This window comes from Kitasatospora sp. NPDC093550 (genome assembly GCF_044764985.1).
Lineage (GTDB): Bacteria > Actinomycetota > Actinomycetes > Streptomycetales > Streptomycetaceae > Kitasatospora.
In genome coordinates this window covers 21,596-40,187 of sequence record NZ_JBIWJF010000035.1, presented here as the reverse complement: position 1 = coordinate 40,187, position 18,592 = coordinate 21,596, and the positions used below count along the sequence as shown (strand labels likewise).

At 71.5% G+C, this 18,592-nt stretch carries 14 protein-coding genes and 1 tRNA gene; 9 read left to right on the top strand and 6 right to left on the bottom strand.

Translation table 11 applies throughout. The features are described from left to right. Positions 1-4 precede the first annotated feature (4 nt). Positions 5-2,515, top strand: coding sequence for an ATP-dependent helicase HrpB (hrpB, locus tag ACIRD3_RS35340; RefSeq protein WP_402224820.1), 2,511 nt, complete (start codon positions 5-7; stop codon positions 2,513-2,515). Positions 2,516-2,522: 7 nt separating this feature from the next. Here hrpB and ACIRD3_RS35335 read toward each other — a convergent pair whose 3' ends face one another. The 4 genes from ACIRD3_RS35335 to polA form a co-directional block, all read right to left on the bottom strand. Next, the gene (locus tag ACIRD3_RS35335) at positions 2,523-3,308 is read right to left on the bottom strand and encodes a hypothetical protein (RefSeq protein ID WP_402224817.1); all 786 of its coding nucleotides are present in this window, start codon (positions 3,306-3,308) and stop codon (positions 2,523-2,525) included. A 205-nt stretch (positions 3,309-3,513) separates the two neighbouring features. After that, positions 3,514-4,179 (bottom strand): hypothetical protein, encoded by a 666-nt coding sequence (locus ACIRD3_RS35330; protein WP_402224815.1) that lies wholly within the window; start codon positions 4,177-4,179, stop codon positions 3,514-3,516. 263 nt (positions 4,180-4,442) lie between these two features. After that, on the bottom strand, positions 4,443-5,216 hold the full coding sequence (locus tag ACIRD3_RS35325; RefSeq protein WP_402224812.1) for a GNAT family N-acetyltransferase: 774 nt from the start codon (positions 5,214-5,216) through the stop codon (positions 4,443-4,445). A 135-nt stretch (positions 5,217-5,351) separates the two neighbouring features. Further along, the gene (polA, locus tag ACIRD3_RS35320; protein WP_402224892.1) at positions 5,352-8,036 is read right to left on the bottom strand and encodes a DNA polymerase I; all 2,685 of its coding nucleotides are present in this window, start codon (positions 8,034-8,036) and stop codon (positions 5,352-5,354) included. 223 nt (positions 8,037-8,259) lie between these two features. Here polA and ACIRD3_RS35315 point away from each other — a divergent pair, with 223 nt between their 5' ends. The 6 genes from ACIRD3_RS35315 to ACIRD3_RS35290 all read left to right on the top strand — a co-directional run bounded on the left by ACIRD3_RS35315 (position 8,260) and on the right by ACIRD3_RS35290 (position 15,115). Beyond that, positions 8,260-8,724, top strand: a complete 465-nt coding sequence (locus tag ACIRD3_RS35315; RefSeq protein WP_402224810.1) for a PaaI family thioesterase — start codon at positions 8,260-8,262, stop codon at positions 8,722-8,724. Between the two features lie 632 nt (positions 8,725-9,356). Further along, positions 9,357-10,589: a branched-chain amino acid ABC transporter substrate-binding protein gene (locus ACIRD3_RS35310; RefSeq protein ID WP_402224807.1), complete on the top strand. Its 1,233-nt coding sequence runs from the start codon at positions 9,357-9,359 to the stop codon at positions 10,587-10,589. A 122-nt stretch (positions 10,590-10,711) separates the two neighbouring features. Next, entirely contained in the window at positions 10,712-11,641 is a 930-nt protein-coding gene (locus ACIRD3_RS35305) for a branched-chain amino acid ABC transporter permease (RefSeq protein ID WP_402224804.1), read from the top strand. 5 nt (positions 11,642-11,646) lie between these two features. Further along, positions 11,647-13,578 (top strand): branched-chain amino acid ABC transporter permease, encoded by a 1,932-nt coding sequence (locus ACIRD3_RS35300; RefSeq protein ID WP_402224889.1) that lies wholly within the window; start codon positions 11,647-11,649, stop codon positions 13,576-13,578. Between the two features lie 8 nt (positions 13,579-13,586). Then, positions 13,587-14,402, top strand: coding sequence for an ABC transporter ATP-binding protein (locus tag ACIRD3_RS35295; RefSeq protein WP_402224886.1), 816 nt, complete (start codon positions 13,587-13,589; stop codon positions 14,400-14,402). After that, positions 14,399-15,115 carry an ABC transporter ATP-binding protein gene (locus ACIRD3_RS35290; RefSeq protein WP_402224802.1) on the top strand — a complete coding sequence of 239 codons (717 nt, stop codon included), beginning with the start codon at positions 14,399-14,401 and terminating at the stop codon, positions 15,113-15,115. The genes ACIRD3_RS35295 and ACIRD3_RS35290 overlap by 4 nt, the downstream gene beginning before the upstream one ends. 55 nt (positions 15,116-15,170) lie before the next feature. Here the strand turns inward: ACIRD3_RS35290 and ACIRD3_RS35285 are convergent, their stop codons facing one another. Continuing rightward, positions 15,171-15,827: an ANTAR domain-containing response regulator gene (locus ACIRD3_RS35285; protein ID WP_402224799.1), complete on the bottom strand. Its 657-nt coding sequence runs from the start codon at positions 15,825-15,827 to the stop codon at positions 15,171-15,173. Between the two features lie 99 nt (positions 15,828-15,926). Here ACIRD3_RS35285 and ACIRD3_RS35280 point away from each other — a divergent pair. Both ACIRD3_RS35280 and ACIRD3_RS35275 read left to right on the top strand, forming a co-directional pair. Then, positions 15,927-16,000, top strand: a tRNA-Leu gene (locus ACIRD3_RS35280). A gap of 119 nt (positions 16,001-16,119) precedes the next feature. Beyond that, positions 16,120-16,905 (top strand): helix-turn-helix domain-containing protein, encoded by a 786-nt coding sequence (locus ACIRD3_RS35275; protein WP_402224796.1) that lies wholly within the window; start codon positions 16,120-16,122, stop codon positions 16,903-16,905. A 43-nt stretch (positions 16,906-16,948) separates the two neighbouring features. Here ACIRD3_RS35275 and pyk read toward each other — a convergent pair whose 3' ends face one another. Beyond that, the gene (gene pyk, locus ACIRD3_RS35270) at positions 16,949-18,379 is read right to left on the bottom strand and encodes a pyruvate kinase (protein ID WP_402224794.1); all 1,431 of its coding nucleotides are present in this window, start codon (positions 18,377-18,379) and stop codon (positions 16,949-16,951) included. Positions 18,380-18,592: the final 213 nt, after the last annotated feature.

Sequence of the window (18,592 nt, the reverse complement as noted above, 5' to 3'; positions counted from 1 at the left end):
CTCCATGAACCCGGCCTGGCGCGACCTGCCCGTCCGCACCGCCCTGCCCGCGCTGCACGACGCGCTGGACGGGCCCGGCACCGCCGTCCTCGCCGCCCCGCCCGGCACCGGCAAGACCACGCTCGTCCCGCTCGCCCTGGCGGGGCTGCTCGATCCCGGGCGTCCGGTGCGGCGGGTGCTGGTCGCCGAGCCGCGCCGGCTCGCCGTCCGGGCCGCCGCCCGGCGGATGGCCTGGCTGCTCGGCGAGTCCGTGGGCGGCCGGGTCGGCTACACCGTGCGCGGGGACCGCCGGGTCGGCCCGGACACCGTGGTGGAGGTCGTCACCACCGGGGTGCTGCTCCAACGGCTGCAGCGCGACCAGGAGTTGCCCGGGGTGGACGTGGTCGTGCTGGACGAGTGCCACGAACGGCACCTGGACGCCGACACCGCGCTCGCCTTCCTGCTGGACGTCCGCGCCGCGCTGCGACCCGAGCTGCGGCTGGTCTGCGCCTCGGCCACCTCCGACACCGAGGCCTGGGCCGAACTCCTCGACGGTGCCCCGGTGGTGGAGGCGCACGGGGTCTCCCACCCGGTGGACGTGGTGTGGGCGCCGCCGCCGCGCGCCGTCCGCCCCGCGCACGGCACCCGGGTCGACCCGGCCCTGCTCGACCACGTGGCCGCGACCGTGCGGCGGGCCCTGGACGAGCGGGCGGGCGACGTGCTCTGCTTCCTCCCCGGCGTCGGCGAGATCACCCGGGTGGCGGGGCAGTTGGGCTCCGTCGGCGCCGAGGTCCTGCAGCTGCACGGCCGCGCCCCGCAGGCCGTACAGGACGCCGCGCTGTCCGTCGGGGAGGGCCGCCGGGTGGTGCTCGCCACCGCCGTCGCCGAGTCCTCGCTGACCGTGCCCGGCGTACGGGTCGTGGTCGACGCCGGGCTCGCCCGCGAACCCCGCACCGACCACGCCCGGGGACTGGCCGGACTGGTCACCGTCCGCGCCTCGCTGGCCGCCGCCCGCCAGCGCGCCGGACGGGCCGGGCGCGAGGCCCCCGGCACCGTCTACCGCTGCTGGAACGAGGCCGAGGACGCCCGCGCGACCCGCTTCCCCACCCCCGAGATCGCCCTCGCCGACCTCACCCCGTTCGCCCTCCAGGCCGCCTGCTGGGGCGACCCGGACGCCACCGGCCTCGCCCTGCCCGACCGGCCCCCGGCGGGGGCGATGGCCGCCGCCCGGCAGACCCTCCGGGCCCTCGGCGCGGTGGACGCCGACGGCCGGGCCACCCCGCGCGGCGTCCGCCTCGCCCGCACCGGACTGCACCCCCGGCTCGCCCGCGCCCTGGTCGACGGCGCTCCCGCCGTCGGTGCGCGGCGCGCGGCCGAGGTGGTCGCGCTGCTCTCCGAGGAGCCGCCGCGGGCGCTGGGCGACGACCTCGGCGCGGTCTGGCGCGGTGTGAAGGATTCCCGCGACCCCTACGCCGGACGCTGGCGCGAGGAGGTCCGCCGGCTGCAGCGCGCCGCCGGCGACGAACCCGCCACCGCCCTGCCCGACTCCACCGCCGTCGGTCTCGTCGTCGCCCTCGCCTTCCCGGAGCGGATCGCCCGCGCCCGCGTCGACAAGCCCGCCCCCGGCGAGCGCAGCCCCTACCTGATGGCCTCCGGCACCGCCGCCGAACTCGCCCCCGACACCCGGCTCGGCGCGCTGCCCTGGCTCGCCGTCGCGGTCGCCGACCGACCGGCCGGCTCCCCCTCCGCCCGCGTCCTGCACGCCGCGGCGCTGGACGAGGCCACCGCCCTGCTCGCCGGCGCACCACTGCTGACCGGGCGCGAAGAGGTCCACTGGGACACCCGGCGCGGCGACGTCGTCTCCCGCCGGGTCGACTCCCTCGGCGCCGTCGAACTCTCCGAGAAGCCCCTCGACCGCCCCGACCCCGCCCTCGTCCGGGCGGCCCTCCTCGAAGGCCTCGGCCGCGAGGGCGTGAGCACCCTCCTGACCTTCCCGTCCACCCTCCGCGAACGCCTGGCCTTCCTGCACACCGCCATCGGCGCTCCGTGGCCCGACGTCAGCGACGAGGCCCTCCTCGACCGCGCCGAGGAGTGGCTGGAACCCGAACTCTCCCGCGCCCGGCGCCGCGCCGACCTCGCCCGCATCGACACGACCGCCGCCCTCCAGCGCCTCCTCCCCTGGACGAGCGGCGAGGCGGGCCGCCTCGACGAACTCGCCCCCGAACGCATCACCGTCCCCAGCGGCTCGAAGATACGCGTCGACTACACCACCGAACGCCCGGTGCTGGCCGTCAAGTTGCAGGAGCTCTTCGGCTGGACGGCGACCCCCACCCTGGCCGGAGGCCGCGTCCCGCTGACCATCCACCTCCTCTCCCCCGCCGGCCGCCCCGCCGCCGTCACCGGCGACCTCGAGGGCTTCTGGCGCAACGGCTACCACGCCGTCCGCGCCGACCTCAGGGGCCGCTACCCCCGCCACCCCTGGCCCGAGGACCCGACCACGGCGGAACCCACCAAGCGCGCCAACGCGCGGAAGTGACGGGTGCTCAGGCTGTCAGCGCGGTGATGCTGGTCCAGTCCGGGTTCAGACCGCCCTCGGCCAGCTCGGCGAAGATCCCCTCGGTGTCGATCCGCCCGGTCGAGATCACCCCGTCGCCCGCACGGTAGAACAGCAACTCCCGCCCCACCGGCACGATGTGCGTCCAGGCCGGTGCCAGACCGCCCTCGGCCAGCTCGGCGAAGATCCCGTCCGTGTCGATCCGCCCGGTCGAGATCACCCCGTCGCCCGCACGGTAGAACAACAGCTCCCGCCCCACCGGCACGATGTGCGTCCAGGCCGGCGCCAGACCGCCCTCGGCCAGCTCGGCGAAGATGCCGGCGACGCTGAGGTTGCCCGTGGAAATCACCCCGTCACCGGCACGGTAGAACAGCAACTCCCGCCCCACCGGCACGATGCGCGTCCAGTTCGGGGCCAACTGGCCCTCGGCCAGCTCGGCGAAGATCCCGTCCGTGTCGATCCGCCCGGTCGAGATCACCCCGTCGCCCGCACGGTAGAACAGCAACTCCCGCCCCACCGGCACGATGTGCGTCCAGGCCGGTGCCAGACCGCCCTCGGCCAGCTCGGCGAAGATCCCGTTCGTGTCGATCCGCCCGGTCGAGATCACCCCGTCGCCCGCACGGTAGAACAACAGCTCCCGCCCCACCGGCACGATGTGCGTCCAGTTCGGGGCGAGCTTTCCGTCGGCCAAGTCGGCGAAGATGCCGTCAGTGCCGAGCCTTCCTGTCGCTATCAGGCCGTCGCCGGCCCGGTAGAAGAGCATTTCCCTGGACATGCGTCCTCCTCGGTCTCAGGGACCGGGACCGTCGCGTCTCGGGCACGCGCGGTCACCGTCGGGTCGATCCCGTGTCGACCAGCTCCCTCCACGCTACGCGCACGAACCTCCGGCTGTCACCGGTGCTTCGTCCAGTCCTCCGAGGCCTTTGAAGGGTCAACTTCGGTACCGGCCAGGCGATGACGCAGAGCTTCCACGGTGACGTTCAGCAGCCGCCCGCGTTCGCCGAGCCCGATCCCCCGGAGATCCACGGCGAGGAGGACGCCGACGAGGGCTTGGGCCGCACGCCGCGCTTGGTGGTCAGCTCGACCTTGACGCCGGCGGGGCCGAGCAGCGCGGTCAGGGCCTTCCGCAGGCGCTCCGCGTCGGTGCCGGCAGGCGGCTTCCAGTCCACCTGCTCGCCGGTGAAGTCGAACCGTCCGACGAGCGTCTCCTCGACCGGCACGGGATCGCCCTCGTAGGGCTCCGTGATGCTGCGCTCCAACCGAACGGCGGGCAGCCGCGTCAGCGGGCACCACTCATCGGGGCGCCCGCCCCGGACCAACCGGAAGCGCTCCGCCGCCTCGGGCGGAGCGAACTCGATCCGGTGGACGGTGCTCACTTCCGTCCAGGCCAGCAGCGGGACGGCGAGCAGGTACTCGACCCCCACGATCACCCCGACCACCGTGACGACGGTGCCCCCGCTCGCGTCGAGGAGCCACAGGAAGAACGCCGTCAGGAAGGTCGGCGCGAAGAGGACCACCGGCGCCATCAGCGCGTTCCTGACGGCCGTCAGGCAGTACCACAGCACAGTGCGCCGCGTGCCGCCGCCCGTGCGCAGGACGATGTCGGTCGAGGCGGGGCCGGTGCGCAGGAGGTCGTTCAGAGCCATGCCGGGAGCGTAGGACCGCCGGACGGGACCGACCAGAGTCCCGACGCGGTCAACCTGACCGACGCGCACGAGTTTTGACCCGAAATCAGATCGACGAGCCGGTCCCGGCCTCGGTGAGGATGACCTCCTGCCCGTTCGAGCCCGCCTGGGAGCGTGTCATCGGACACGAGCGGTACGTCGCCCGACCGGTCAGGCCGCACGGGAAGTCGGCCCCGCCGACTTCCCGTGCGGCCCGGGCACCGCCGGGCCGGCGGGCCTGATCGCTACGCGTCCGCCGCAGGAGAGGCCCACCAGGTCGAGGGCGACGCGACGGCGTAGCCCAGCGACTCGTAGAGCGGCCTGCCCAGTTTGGAGGCGGTGAGCGTGGCCGGCAGCTCCGCCAGGTGCGCGAGGGCGCCGAGCATGACGGCCCGGCCCACGCCGCGCGAGCGGAAGGCCGAGGAGGTGCTGATCCAGTAGTGGCTGCCGACGCCGTCGGCCAGGACGCTGACGCCGGCGCCCGCGGCCTCGCCGTCGATCGAGGCGATGAACACGTCCACGCCCGGCTGTTCGATCAGCGCCGTCGGGAAGAGCTCGCCGGGGCGGTGGGGCTGGAAGCCGTCCAGCTCGAAGCCCTCGATCACGACCCGCTCGGCCGCCTGGAGGTCCTCGGGCCGCTCCACCCGGATCACCTCCAGCGCCGGTTCCTCGACGGGCCCGGGCAGGCGCAGCATGACCGGCATCTGCCAGTTGCGCAGGCCCAGGTGGCTCAGGTCGGTCGCGCTGAACGGGTCCTCGACGTAGGCCGTCCCCTTGGCCCCGCGGACCAGCTCGCCCACCTCGGCCAGTTCGCCCGGGTCGAGGTCCGGCTCCTGGATCAGGACCCGCAGGCCCGCACGGTCGTCGCCGTCGACCGCGACGAATCCGCGGCGCCGGATCACCGTGTGGCCCCGGCTCAGGCCGGTCGCGGTCCAGAAGGCGGCGGAGTTGCGGGCCTGGCGCGTGGGCGCCTCGGCGAGCGAGACGGGCTGGTCGGTCGATGTGGCTCCTGTTGTCATTGGGCCTACGGTAGTACGACATTGACCCGTCGTAGGGGCCGGTTCCCCGCGATCCGGCCGGGCCGCCCGGGGCTGCGGACGACGGCGGGCCCGGACGCTCCACGCGTCCGGGCCCGCCGGGTACCGCACGCCGCGTCAGTGCGCGGCGGCCTCCCAGTTCGCGCCGACGCCGACCGAGACGTCCAGCGGGGCGCGCAGCGGGTAGGCGCCCGCCATCTGCTCGCGGACGACCGCCTCGACCCGCTCGCGCTCGCCGGGGGCCAGCTCCAGGACGATTTCGTCGTGGACCTGGAGCAGCATCCGCGAGGTGAGGCCGGCCGCGCGCAGCGCCTCGTCCACCCGGAGCATGGCGATCTTGACGATGTCGGCGGCCGAGCCCTGGATCGGGGCGTTGAGGGCCATCCGCTCGGCCATCTCGCGGCGCTGGCGGTTGTCGCTGTTGAGGTCCGGCAGGTAGCGGCGGCGGCCGAGCAGGGTCTCGGTGTACCCCGTCGCGCGGGCCTCGTCGACGACCCGGCGCAGGTAGTCCCGCACGCCGCCGAAGCGCTCGAAGTAGGTGTCCATCAGGCCCTGCGCCTCGGCCGGCTTGATGCCGAGCTGCTGGGAGAGCCCGTACGCGGACAGCCCGTACGCCAGGCCGTAGGACATCGCCTTGATCTTGCGGCGCATCTCGGCGTCCACGGCGGCGCCCGGGACCTCGAAGACCTGGGAGGCGACGGTGGTGTGCAGGTCCTCCCCGGAGGCGAAGGCCTCGATCAGCGCCTCGTCCTCGGAGAGGTGCGCCATGATCCGCAGTTCGATCTGCGAGTAGTCGGCGGTGAGCAGCGACTCGTAGCCCTCGCCGACGATGAAGGCGCGGCGGATGGCACGGCCCTCCTCGGTGCGGACCGGGATGTTCTGCAGGTTCGGGTCCTGCGAGGAGAGCCGGCCGGTGGCGGCGACCATCTGGTTGAAGGTGGTGTGGATCCGGCCCTGCGGCGAGACGGTCTTGAGCAGGCCCTCGACGGTGGTGCGCAGCTTGGCCTGGTCGCGGTGGCGCAGCAGGATGACCGGCAGCTCGTTGTCGGTCTGGGTGGCCAGCCAGGTCAGCGCGTCGGCGTCGGTGGTGTAGCCGGTCTTGATCTTCTTGGTCTTGGGGAGGGCGAGCTCGCCGAAGAGGATCTCCTGGAGCTGCTTGGGCGAGCCGAGGTTGAACTCGTGACCGGCGGCGGCGTGCGCCTCCTCGACGCAGCGCTGGATCTCGGCGGCGAACCGCGTCTCCAGCGTGGTGAGCCAGGGGCGGTCGGCGGCGATGCCGTAGCGCTCCATGCGGGCGAGCAGGGCGGCGATGGGCAGCTCCATGTCGCGCATCAGCTCGGTGGCGCCGACCTCGGCGAGCCGGGTGTCGAAGTGCGCGGCGAGGTCGAGCACGGCGCGGGCCTGGAGCATCAGCGCCTGGGCGTGCGCCGTCGGGTCCTCCTCCGGCGCGTCGAAGGCGAGTTGGCCGCTCTCGGCGGCGGGGGCCGGGGCGAGCGAGCGGGCCAGGTACTCCTCGGCGAGCACCTCCAGGGTGAAGGTGCGGCGGCCGGGCTTCTCCAGGTAGGCGGCGAGGGCGGTGTCGGCGACGACGCCCTCGACGGTCCAGCCGCGCTCGGCGAAGGCGCGCATGACCTGCTTGGCGATGTGCAGGGCCTTGGGGGCGGCCGGGTCGGCGAGCCAGTCGGCGAAGGCCCGCTCGTCCTCCTCGGCGAGCAGCGCCGGGTCGAACCAGGCCGCCGACTCCCCGGCGGCGAGCGCCACTTCGGTGACCTCGCCGGAGCCGAGCGCCCACTGGTAGACGGCGGCCAGCGCGACGGTGGTCTTGCCGTCGGAGGCGTGCTCGCGCAGCCAGGAGGCCAGCGTGCCCGGGTCGGTGAGCAGTTCGCCGTCGACCTCGACGCCGGGGGCGAGTTCGGCGGCCTCCTCCTCGCCGGCGGACGGGTCGATGCCGAAGACCCGGTCGCGGAAGTTGGCGTTGCGGAACTCCAGCGACTCCATCAGGGTGCCGACGGCGGCCTTGTCGAACGGCGTGCGGGCCAGGTCGGCGACGCCGAGCGGGAGTTCGACGTCGCGGACCAGCTCGGTCAGCACCCGGTTGCGCTTGACCGAGTCGAGGTGGTCGCGCAGCTTCTCGCCGATCTTGCCCTTCACCTCGTCGGCGCGGGAGACGAGTTCGTCGAAGGAGCCGAACTGGTTGACCCACTTGGCGGCCGTCTTCTCGCCGACGCCGGGGATGCCGGGCAGGTTGTCGGACGGGTCCCCGCGCAGCGCGGCGAGGTCCGGGTACTGGCGCGGGGTGACGCCGTACTTCTCGGTGACCTTCTCCGGGGTGAAGCGGGTGAGCTCGGAGACGCCCTTGGTCGGGTACAGGACGGTGACGTGGTCGGTGACCAGCTGCAGCGAGTCGCGGTCGCCGGTGACGATGTCGACGTCGTAGCCGGCCGCCTCGGCGGCGGTGGCCAGGGTGGCGATGATGTCGTCGGCCTCGAAGCCCTCGACCGTGAGCCGGGGGATGTTCATGGCGTCGAGCAGTTCGCCGATCAGGCCGACCTGGCTCCTGAACTCGTCCGGCGTCTTGGCCCGGTTGGCCTTGTAGTCGGGGAACTCGACGGAGCGGAACGTCTGCCGGGAGAGGTCGAAGGCGACGGCGAGGTGGGTGGGCTGCTCGTCGCGGACGGTGTTGGCGAGCATCGACGCGAAGCCGTAGACCGCGTTGGTGGGCTGCCCGGTGGAGGTGTTGAAGTTCTCCACGGGCAGGGCGTAGAAGGCCCGGTAGGCCATCGAGTGCCCGTCGAGCAGCATCAGCCGGGGCCGCGCACCGGCTCCGCCGCCACCCGTCGCGCCCTTGTCCGTACTCTGCGTAGCCACGTCAACGTCCGTTCCTGCCGATTCCACTTCCGGCCACCGATCCTATGGCCCGGCACCGACAAAAGGGGCGCCGCGCCGGTTCGGCGGCCGCTGCTACCTGCGAGTAGGACGGTCGTACGATCACAGGCGGCACATCCCCGAGCGGCAGGAGCTCCCCATGACCGATGCGGTCCCCGACACCGCCCCCGTCCTCGACGTCCCGCAGGAGGTGCTGGACCACTTCGCCAAGCTCGGCGTCACCCCCGAGACCTTCTCCGGCGGGCACCTCGGCGAGAAGCTCGGCATCCGGATCGTCGAGGCCTCCGGCGACCGCGTGGTCGGCACCATGCCGGTGGAGGGCAACCAGCAGCCGTACGGCCTGCTGCACGGCGGCGCGTCCGCGGCGCTGGCCGAGACGCTGGGCTCGATCGGCGCGATGCTGCACGCCGGCCCCGGCCGGTACGCGGTCGGCGTGGACCTCAACGCGACCCACCACCGCTCGGCGACCTCCGGGCTGGTCACCGGGGTGGCGACGGCCGTGTTCAAGGGCCGCACCGCCGCCACCTACGAGATCGCGATCACCGACGACACCGGCCGCCGGATCACCAGCTGCCGGCTGACCTGCATGCTGCGCGACCTCTAGGACGGGCCGGGCCGGACACGCTCCGGAGTCCGGCAGCGTCCGCCGGACCGCCCTAACGGGCCGACACCTGCGGCGAGTTCACAAGACGCCCCATCAAATCCCTTGTCCGCCCCCTTGTTTGACCACCGACCGCCCTGGGCAGGCGTTGGTCGAACAAGGGGGCGTTCGCATGCCCGGGCGCGCCGATGACATCCCGCGCCTGTAACGCTGCGTAACAGACAGGAAATCCACGCACCCGACACTTCCGGGGCCCTTCGCCACCCCGGGTTCACTTCACCGCGCCCGGATCGTCCGCAATACGGACGTGCAAGGCCGAAACCCGGGAATCGGACTCGGCTGTCCGATTATCGGCAACGCCAGCTGCAACCTGCATTTCTGGGCCTTACATCCTCCTACCAGCGGGTAAACACCCGAAAGCGGCGGATCGATCGAACCGAAACGACCACATGCTGAGACAACTGCTCCGTGTGCTCATAACAAGAGAATCACAGCATGCCCGCAGCACTGCCCGAGCCGCCCCACGACATCTAGAGTCACGGCCAGTCACCGCGCCAACCGTAGGGCCCGGCCCTCCGCGCACTCCGGCTCCCGCCACTCCGGCGCGGGCGCCTCCTGAACCGAAGGGGACCCTCGTGCGTCATCGTTCTGCCATTGTCGTGAGCATTGCCGTGATCGGCGCCCTCAGCCTCAGCGCCTGCGGCTCCCGCGGTGCGAAGACCGGCGACACCGCCGGCGGCAAGGACAACAGCGGCTCCACCACCGTCGTCATCGGCGTCGACGCCCCGCTCACCGGCGACCTCTCCGCCCTCGGCCTCGGCATCCGCAACTCCGTCGACCTCGCCGTCAAGAAGGCCAACGAGACCAACGAGGTCCCCGGCGTCAAGTTCGAGATCAAGGCCCTCGACGACACCGGCAAGCCCGCCCCCGGCCAGCAGAACGCCACCCAGCTGGTCGGCGACCCCAAGGTCCTCGGCGTGGTCGGCCCGCTCAACTCCAGCGTCGCGCAGTCGATGCAGCAGATCTTCGACGACGCCAACCTGGCCGAGATCTCCCCCGCCAACACCGGCGTCGCCCTCAGCCAGGGCGAGAAGTGGGCCAGCGGCGAGAAGAAGCGCCCCTTCAAGTCCTACTTCCGCACCGCCACCACCGACGCCATCCAGGGCCCGTTCGCCGCCCAGTTCCTCTACAACGACGCCAAGAAGACCAAGGTCTTCCTCATCGACGACCAGAAGACCTACGGCGCCGGCCTCGCCGCCACCTTCAAGGGCGAGTTCACCAAGCAGGGCGGCACCATCGTCGGCGAGGAGCACGTCAACCCCGACGACCGCGACTTCGCCGCCATCGTCACCAAGGTCAAGAGCTCCGGCGCCGAGGCCGTCTACTACGGCGGCGAGTACCCCGCCGCCGGACCGCTCTCCCTCCAGCTCAAGGACGCCGGCGTCAGCATCCCGCTGATGGGCGGCGACGGCATGCAGAGCGGCGACTACATCAAGCTCAACCCCAAGAGCCAGGGCGACTACGCCACCGCCGTCGGCCTGCCCGTCGAGACCCTCGACACCGCCAAGAAGTACATCGCCGACTACAAGGCGGCCGGCTACAAGGACGCCTACGAGACCTACGGCGGCTACTCCTACGACAGCGCCTGGGCCATCATCCAGGGCGTCAAGCAGGCCGTGAAGGACAACAACGGCAAGGTCCCGAACCGCGCCGCCGTCCGCGACGCCGTCCAGAAGGTCACCTTCGACGGCGTCACCGGCAAGGTCTCCTTCGACGAGTTCGGCGACACCACCAACAAGCAGCTCACCGTCTACGCCGTCAAGGACGGCAAGTGGGCCGTCGAGAAGTCCGGCACCTTCAAGGGCTGACCCTCCGTCAGCACCGGTCCGGCAGCACCACCACAGCGCGCGGGGGCGCCACGAGTGCCCCCGCGCGCCCCCACATCCACCACCCACGCGGACACCCCCGAACGCACTACGGAGGCCCAGCGGTGCACGACCTACCGCAGCAGCTGGCCAACGGCCTGATCCTCGGCGCCCTCTACGGGCTCGTCGCGATCGGCTACACGATGGTCTACGGCATCGTCCAGCTCATCAACTTCGCCCACGGCGAGATCGTCATGGTCGGCGGCTTCGGCGCCCTGACCGCCTACCTCGCCCTCCCCGGCGGCACCACCCTCTGGCTGGCCCTACCGCTGATGCTGATCGCCGGCGTCCTGGTCTCCACCCTCACCGCCGTCGCCGCCGAGCGGTTCGCCTACCGCCCCCTGCGCAACGCGCCCCGCCTCGCCCCGCTGATCACCGCGATCGGTCTGTCCATCCTCCTGCAGCAGCTGGTCTTCTCCTTCTACCCCGACGCCAAGAAGGCCCGGGTCTTCCCCAAGATCCCCGGCGACCCCTTCAGCCTCGGCTCCGTCTCCATCCAGCGCAGCGACCTCTTCCTGATCATCGCCGCCCCGCTGTGCATGCTCGCCCTCGGCTGGTTCGTCACCCGCACCCGCTCCGGCCGCGCCATGCAGGCCACCAGCCAGGACCCCGACACCGCCAAGCTCATGGGCATCGACACCGACCGCATCATCGTCATGGCCTTCGCCATCGGCGCCGCGTTCGCCGCCGTCGCCGCCGTCGCCTACGGCCTGCGCAGCGGCCAGATCGACTTCCGGATGGGCTTCATCCTCGGCCTCAAGGCCTTCACCGCCGCCGTCCTCGGCGGCATCGGCAACATCTACGGCGCCATGCTCGGCGGCCTGGCCCTCGGCCTCGCCGAAGCCCTCGCCACCGGCTACATCCAGCACCTGCCCGGCATGCACCTCTTCGGAGGCGGCGCCTGGAAGGACGTCTGGGCCTTCGTTCTCCTCATCCTCGTGCTCCTCGTCCGGCCCCAGGGCCTGCTCGGCGAGCGCGTCGCGGACAGGGCGTGACCACCATGACCACCACGACCACCGAGACCACCCCGGTCATCCCCCTGCCGGCCCGCGCCGCCGCCGCCCTCACCGGCCTCGGCGCGCTCGCCACCGCCGCCTCGGCCGCCATGTCCTGGACCTGGACCTCCGACTTCCCCGGCGACCTCACCTACTACGGCTCCCCGGCCGGCCTCCAGTGGCTCGCCCTCGCCGCCGGCCTCCTCACCCTCGTCCTGCTGCTCGCCGGCCAGGGCGTCCCCGGCCTGCGCTGGGCCGCCCCCTCCGGCAGCAACAACGCCGTCCTGTACGCCGCCACCGCCGCCCTCGCCGTCAGCGCCTACTCCGTCGCCTCCATCGCCGTCGAACTCGACGGCCTCGTCAACCTCGAACCCGGCGGCTGGGTCCTCGCCGCCGGCGGCCTGCTCACCGTCCTCGGCGCCCTCGGCCTCCCCCTCGACCGCCGCACCGCCGTCCCGCTGCGCATCGTCGACAAGCGGCTCTTCCTGCTCGTCCCGGCCGCCCCGCTGGTCTGGCTCGGCGCCCACGCCATCCCCGACGACAAGCCCGTCGCCCCCGTCATGACCGCCCTCGCCGGCGGCGTGGCCATCGCCACCGGCGCCGTCCTCCTCCTCCAGCTCGGCCACCTCGCCAACACCTGGCTGCGCCTCGGCACCGTCGAGCGCCCGCCGACCGCGCCGCGCGCCCTGCCCTCCTGGGTCGAGGTCCTGCTGATCGTCCTCGCCTTCGGGCTCGGCCTCTTCGCGATCACCTTCGGCATCGACACCGAGTACGGCGAACTCTTCATCTGCTACCTGCTGTTCGCCGCCCCCACCGTCGCCGCCCTCACCCGCTCCGGCCTGATCGCCCGGCTGCGCGCGCTGACCGTCAAGCACCGCCCGGTCACCACCGGCGCCGCCTTCGCCGCCGCCGCCAGCTTCCCCTTCACCCAGAGCAGCGACCAGTACACCTCGGTCGCCACCAACATCCTGATCTTCGCCACCGTCGCCCTCGGCCTCAACATCGTCGTCGGCCTGGCCGGCCTGCTCGACCTCGGGTACGTCGCCTTCCTCGGCGTCGGCGCCTACGCCGCCGCCCTGGTCTCCGGCTCCCCCGCCTCGCCCATCCACGTCCAGTTCCCGTTCTGGGCCGCGATGCTCACCGGCGCCGTCGTCTCCATGGTGTTCGGCGTCCTGATCGGCGCCCCCACCCTGCGGCTGCGCGGCGACTACCTCGCCATCGTCACCCTCGGCTTCGGCGAGATCTTCCGCATCACCATGCTCAACCTCAACGGCACCACCGGCCCCAAGGTCACCAACGGCTCCAACGGCATCCCGCGGATCCCCGACCTGGAGATCCTCGGCTTCAACCTCGGCAAGCCGCACACCGTCCTCGGCATCGAACTCGGCCGGTTCTCCAACTACTACCTGCTGATGCTCCTGGTCACCGCCCTGGTCGTCCTGGTCTTCGCCCGGGTCGGCAACTCCCGCATCGGCCGCGCCTGGGTCGCCATCCGCGAGGACGAGACCGCCGCCGAAGCCATGGGCATCAACGGCTTCCGCCTCAAGCTCCTCGCCTTCGCCCTCGGCGCCTGCCTCGCCGGCCTCGCCGGCACCGTCCAGGCCCACGTCAGCTACACCGTCACCCCCGACCAGTACACCTTCGCCGAGGCCCTCCCGCCCAACTCCGCCTTCCTGCTCGCCGCGGTCATCCTCGGCGGCATGGGCACCATCAGCGGACCGCTGGCCGGCGCCACCCTGCTCTTCCTCATCCCGAAGAAGCTCGAATTCCTCGCCGACTACCAGCTCCTCGCCTTCGGCATCGCCCTCATCGTCCTGATGCGCGTCCGCCCCGAGGGCCTCATCCCCAACCGCCGCCGGCAGCTGGAGTTCCACGAGGCCGCCATCCCGGCCCAGCCCACCGGCGAGCCGACCGCACTCACCAAGGCAGGGGCGTGACCGACCCGATGACCACCACCGCCACCCCCCTGCTCGAAGTCACCGGCGTCACCATGCGCTTCGGCGGCCTCACCGCCGTCAACGACGTCTCCCTCACCGTCGGCGAGGGCGAGATCATCGGCCTCATCGGCCCCAACGGCGCCGGCAAGACCACCTTCTTCAACTGCCTCACCGGCCTGTACGTCCCCACCGAGGGCTCCGTCCGCTACCGCGACGTCGTCCTGCCCCCCAAGCCCCACCTGGTCACCCAGGCCGGCATCGCCCGCACCTTCCAGAACATCCGGCTCTTCGCCAACATGACCGTCCTGGAGAACGTCCTCGTCGGCCGCCACACCCGCACCAAGGAAGGCATCTTCTCCGCCATCCTCCGCGGCCCCGGCTACCACCGCGCCGAAGCCGAGAGCCGCGAGAAGGCCATGGAACTCCTGCAGTTCACCGGCCTCGCCGAGAAGGCCGACCACCTCGCCCGCAACCTCCCGTACGGCGAGCAGCGCAAGCTCGAGATCGCCCGCGCCCTCGCCTCCGACCCCGGCCTGCTCCTCCTCGACGAGCCCACCGCCGGCATGAACCCCCAGGAGACCCGCGCCGCCGAGGAACTCGTCTTCGCCATCCGCGACCGGGGCATCTCCATCCTGGTCATCGAGCACGACATGCGCTTCATCTTCAACCTCTGCGACCGCACCGCCGTGCTCGTCCAGGGCCAGAAGATCGTCGAAGGCGACCGCGAAACCGTCCAGAACGACGAACGCGTCATCACCGCCTACCTCGGGGCCCCGCTCGAAGAAACCGCCCCCGCCCCCGCAACACCGGAGGACACCAAGTGACCGCGCTCCTCGAGGTCGAGGACCTCCGCGTCGCCTACGGCAAGATCGAAGCCGTCAAGGGCATCAGCTTCACCGTCGAACAGGGCGAGGTCACCACCCTCATCGGCACCAACGGCGCCGGCAAGACCACCACCCTGCGCACCCTCTCCGGCCTGCTCAAGCCCACCGCCGGCCGGATCACCTTCGACGGCCAGGACCTGAGCACCGTCCCCGCCCACAAGATCGTCTCGCTCGGCCTCGCCCACTCCCCCGAAGGCCGGCACATCTTCCCCCGCATGACCATCGAGGAGAACCTCCTCCTCGGCGCCTTCCTGCGCACCGACACCGCCGGCATCGCCGCCGACGTCGAACGCGCCTACACCCTGTTCCCCATCCTCGGCGAGCGCCGCAAGCAGGCCGCGGGCACCCTGTCGGGCGGCGAGCAGCAGATGCTCGCCATGGGCCGGGCACTGATGTCCCAGCCCAAGCTGCTCATGCTGGACGAGCCCTCGATGGGCCTGTCCCCGCTGATGATGCAGAAGATCATGGCGACCATCGTCGAGCTCAAGTCGACCGGCACCACCATCCTGCTCGTCGAGCAGAACGCCCAGGCGGCACTGTCGCTGTCCGACCGGGGCTACGTCATGGAGACCGGCCGCGTCGTCCTCTCCGGGACGGGTGCGGACCTGTTGCACGACGAGTCCGTCCGCAAGGCCTACCTCGGCGAGGACTGACCCCGAACACCCGAAGGGCCCGGCGGAAGCATCCGCCGGGCCCTTCGTCGTCGCGCTACTCGGACTTGCCCTCTTCCGCCTTCTTGCGGTCCTGGGCCTCGCCCTCCTCGATGACCGCCTCGGCCACCGCCGCCATCGTCATCCGCCGGTCCATCGAGGTCTTCTGGATCCACCGGAAGGCGGCCGGCTCGTTCAGCCCGAACTTGCTCTGCAGCACGCCCTTCGCCCGGTCCACCAGCTTCCGGGTCTCCAGCCGCTGGGTGAGATCCCCGATCTCCTTCTCCAGCGCCCGCATCTCGGTGTACCGCGACACGGCCATCTCGATCGCCGGCACCAGGTCGGACTTGGAGAACGGCTTCACGATGTACGCCATCGCCCCCGCGTCCCGCGCCCGGTCCACCAGCTCCCGCTGCGAGAACGCGGTCAGCATCAGCACGGGGGCCAGGTGCTTCTCGTGGATCTGCTCGGCGGCCGACAGCCCGTCCAGCACCGGCATCTTCACGTCGAAGATCGCCAGATCCGGCTTCAGCTCCTCCACGAGCTTCACCGCCGTCTCCCCGTCCCCGGCCTCGCCGACGACGGTGTACCCCTCCTCCTCCAGCATCTCCTTCAGATCGAGGCGGATCAGCGCCTCGTCCTCGGCGATCACGATCCGGGTGATCTGGGGCGTATCGGTCTCAAGCGGCTGGGCCTGCTCGTCGGCGGTGCTCACGGGGCTCCTCGTTCCGGCGGGGTACTGCATGCACGAGGGTACCTAGACACGGTATGTTTGGTTTCGCAGGGTCGGGGGGTAACCTTCGAATCTGTGGATGCCCCGGTAGCCCAGAGGTTAGAGGCACGGCGCTCAAACCGCCGACAGCGTGGGTTCGAATCCCACCCGGGGTACTTTTCCTTCGATTCAGAAGCCGTCTAGGACGATCCGGCGGCCGACGGGCTTCATCCGTTCGGGTGGCAACCACCTCATTCGCCCGCGCATTCAGCGCATGGTGTTCACGATCACCCGTATGGCAGTGCGATCCACTCGTGACCAAGCCGTCCTCCTGCTCCGTCGAGGCGTCCGCAACGCCGAGGTGGCCCGCCGACTCGGCGTTCCCACCGGAACGATCGGTGCATGGAAACACCATGACCGTGCCAAGCGCGGCAAACTCCCCGGCCGCAAGCGCTCCACCTGCCCGCACTGCTACGGCGACCGGTTGAACCGCTCCGCGTACGCCTACCTCCTGGGCCTCTACCTCGGCGACGGCCACATCCTGCTTCCCAACGACTACCGCCGGACCCAGAGTCTCCAGGTCACCTGCGACGAAAAGTGGCCAGGGATCATGGACTCCGTCGAGCAGGCCATGCGTCAGGTCCTCCCCAACAACACACCCTGCCGCGTTCGCCGAACCGGCTGTCGCGACGTCAAGGTCTACTCGAACCACCTGACCTGCCTCTTCCCGCAGCACGGCCCCGGCAAGAAGCACGAGCGCACCATAGCCCTGGAGCCCTGGCAGCAGGAGATCGTGGACGCCCACCCCTGGGAGTTCCTGCGCGGCCTGATCCACTCCGACGGCTGCCGCATCACCAACTGGGCGACCCGCACGGTCGGTGGTGTCACGAAGCGCTACGAGTACCCGCGGTACTTCTTCACCAACACCTCGGCCGACATCATCGGCCTCTTCACCGCCACCCTCGACGCCGTCGGCGTCCAGTGGAAGCACGCCTCACGGTCCAACGGCGGCTTCAACATCTCCGTCGCCCGCAAGGACTCCGTGGCCCTCATGGACGCCCACATCGGCCCGAAGTGCTGACGGCGGCGCGACCCCACCGGGGCCGCGCCGCGACCGGGGGGGTTCAGGCGTCCAACGTCCCCACGTGGTGGACGCGGACGAGGTTGGTGGAGCCGGCGAGGCCGGGCGGGGATCCGGCGGTGATGACGACGATGTCGCCCTTCTGGCAGCGGCCCAGCGACAGCAGCGCCGCGTCGACCTGTTCGACCATCTGGTCCGTCGTAGGGGCGAACGGGCCGAGGAAGGTCTCCACGCCCCAGGTGAGGGCGAGTTGGCTGCGGACGGCCGGTTCGTAGGTGAAGGCGAGCACCGGGATCGGCGAGCGGTAGCGGGTCAGCCGGCGTGCGGTGTCGCCGGACTGGGTGAAGGCGATCAGGTACTTGGCGTGCAGGAAGTCGCCGATCTCGGCGGCCGCGCGGGCGACGGCGCCGCCCTGGGTGCGCGGCTTGCTGCCGGCGGTGAGCGGGGGCAGGCCGGCGGCGAGGATGTCGTTCTCGGCGGCTTCGATGATCCGGCCCATGGTCCTGACCGTCTCGACGGGGTACTTGCCGACGGAGGTCTCCCCGGAGAGCATCACCGCGTCCGTCCCGTCGAGGACGGCGTTGGCGACGTCGGAGGCCTCGGCGCGGGTCGGCCGGGAGGCGTTGATCATCGAGTCGAGCATCTGGGTGGCGACGATGACCGGCTTGGCGTTGCGGCGGGCCAGCTTGATAGCGCGCTTCTGGACCAGCGGGACCTGTTCGAGGGGCATCTCCACGCCCAGGTCGCCGCGGGCCACCATGATGCCGTCGAAGGCGTCGACGACGGATTCGAGGTTCTCCACCGCCTGCGGCTTCTCGATCTTGGCGATCACGGGGACGAAGCGCCCCTCCTCCGCCATGATCCGGTGGACGTCCTCGATGTCGCGCCCGCTCCGCACGAAGGAGAGCGCGACGAGGTCGGCGCCGGTGCGCAGCGCCCACCGCAGGTCGGCGACGTCCTTGTCGCTGAGTGCGGGGACGGAGACGGCGACGCCGGGGAGGTTGAGGCCCTTGTGGTCGGAGACCAGGCCGCCTTCGATGACGAGGCACCGCACCCGGGGTCCGTCGACGTCGACGACTTCGAGGGTGACGCGGCCGTCGTCGACGAGGATGCGTTCGCCGCGGCTGACGTCGCCGGCGAGTCCGGAGTAGGTGGTGCCGCAGATGTCCTTGTCCCCCACGACGCCGTTGTCGGTGGAGATGGTGAACTCGTCGCCGCGTTCGAGGAGTACCGGCCCGTGGGCGAAGGTGTCGAGCCGGATCTTCGGGCCTTGGAGGTCGGCGAGGACTCCGACGCTGCGGCCGGTCTCGTCGGCGGCTTTGCGGACGCGGCGGTAGCGTTCCTCGTGTTCGGCGTGCGTGCCGTGGCTGAGGTTGAGTCGGGCGATGTCCATCCCGGCGTCGACCAGGGTCTTGATCTGGTCGTACGAGTCGGTGGCGGGCCCGAGGGTACAGACGATTTTTGCTCGGCGCATAGTGCTGAGACTAGGCATTACCGGCGCGTAACGACGAGGCGGGTCCGGTCCCCGGGATGACCTTTGCCGTAAGGCGAGTTGAACAATCTGACACATTCTCGGACCGGTGTGCGAGAGCCTTCCGCGCCCCCCCTCCCGCCGGTCCCGTTCGGGGGCCTCCGGAGGTCGGTCGATGCGATTCCGTGAAGGGGTGTTCACCCGTCGTTCATCGTG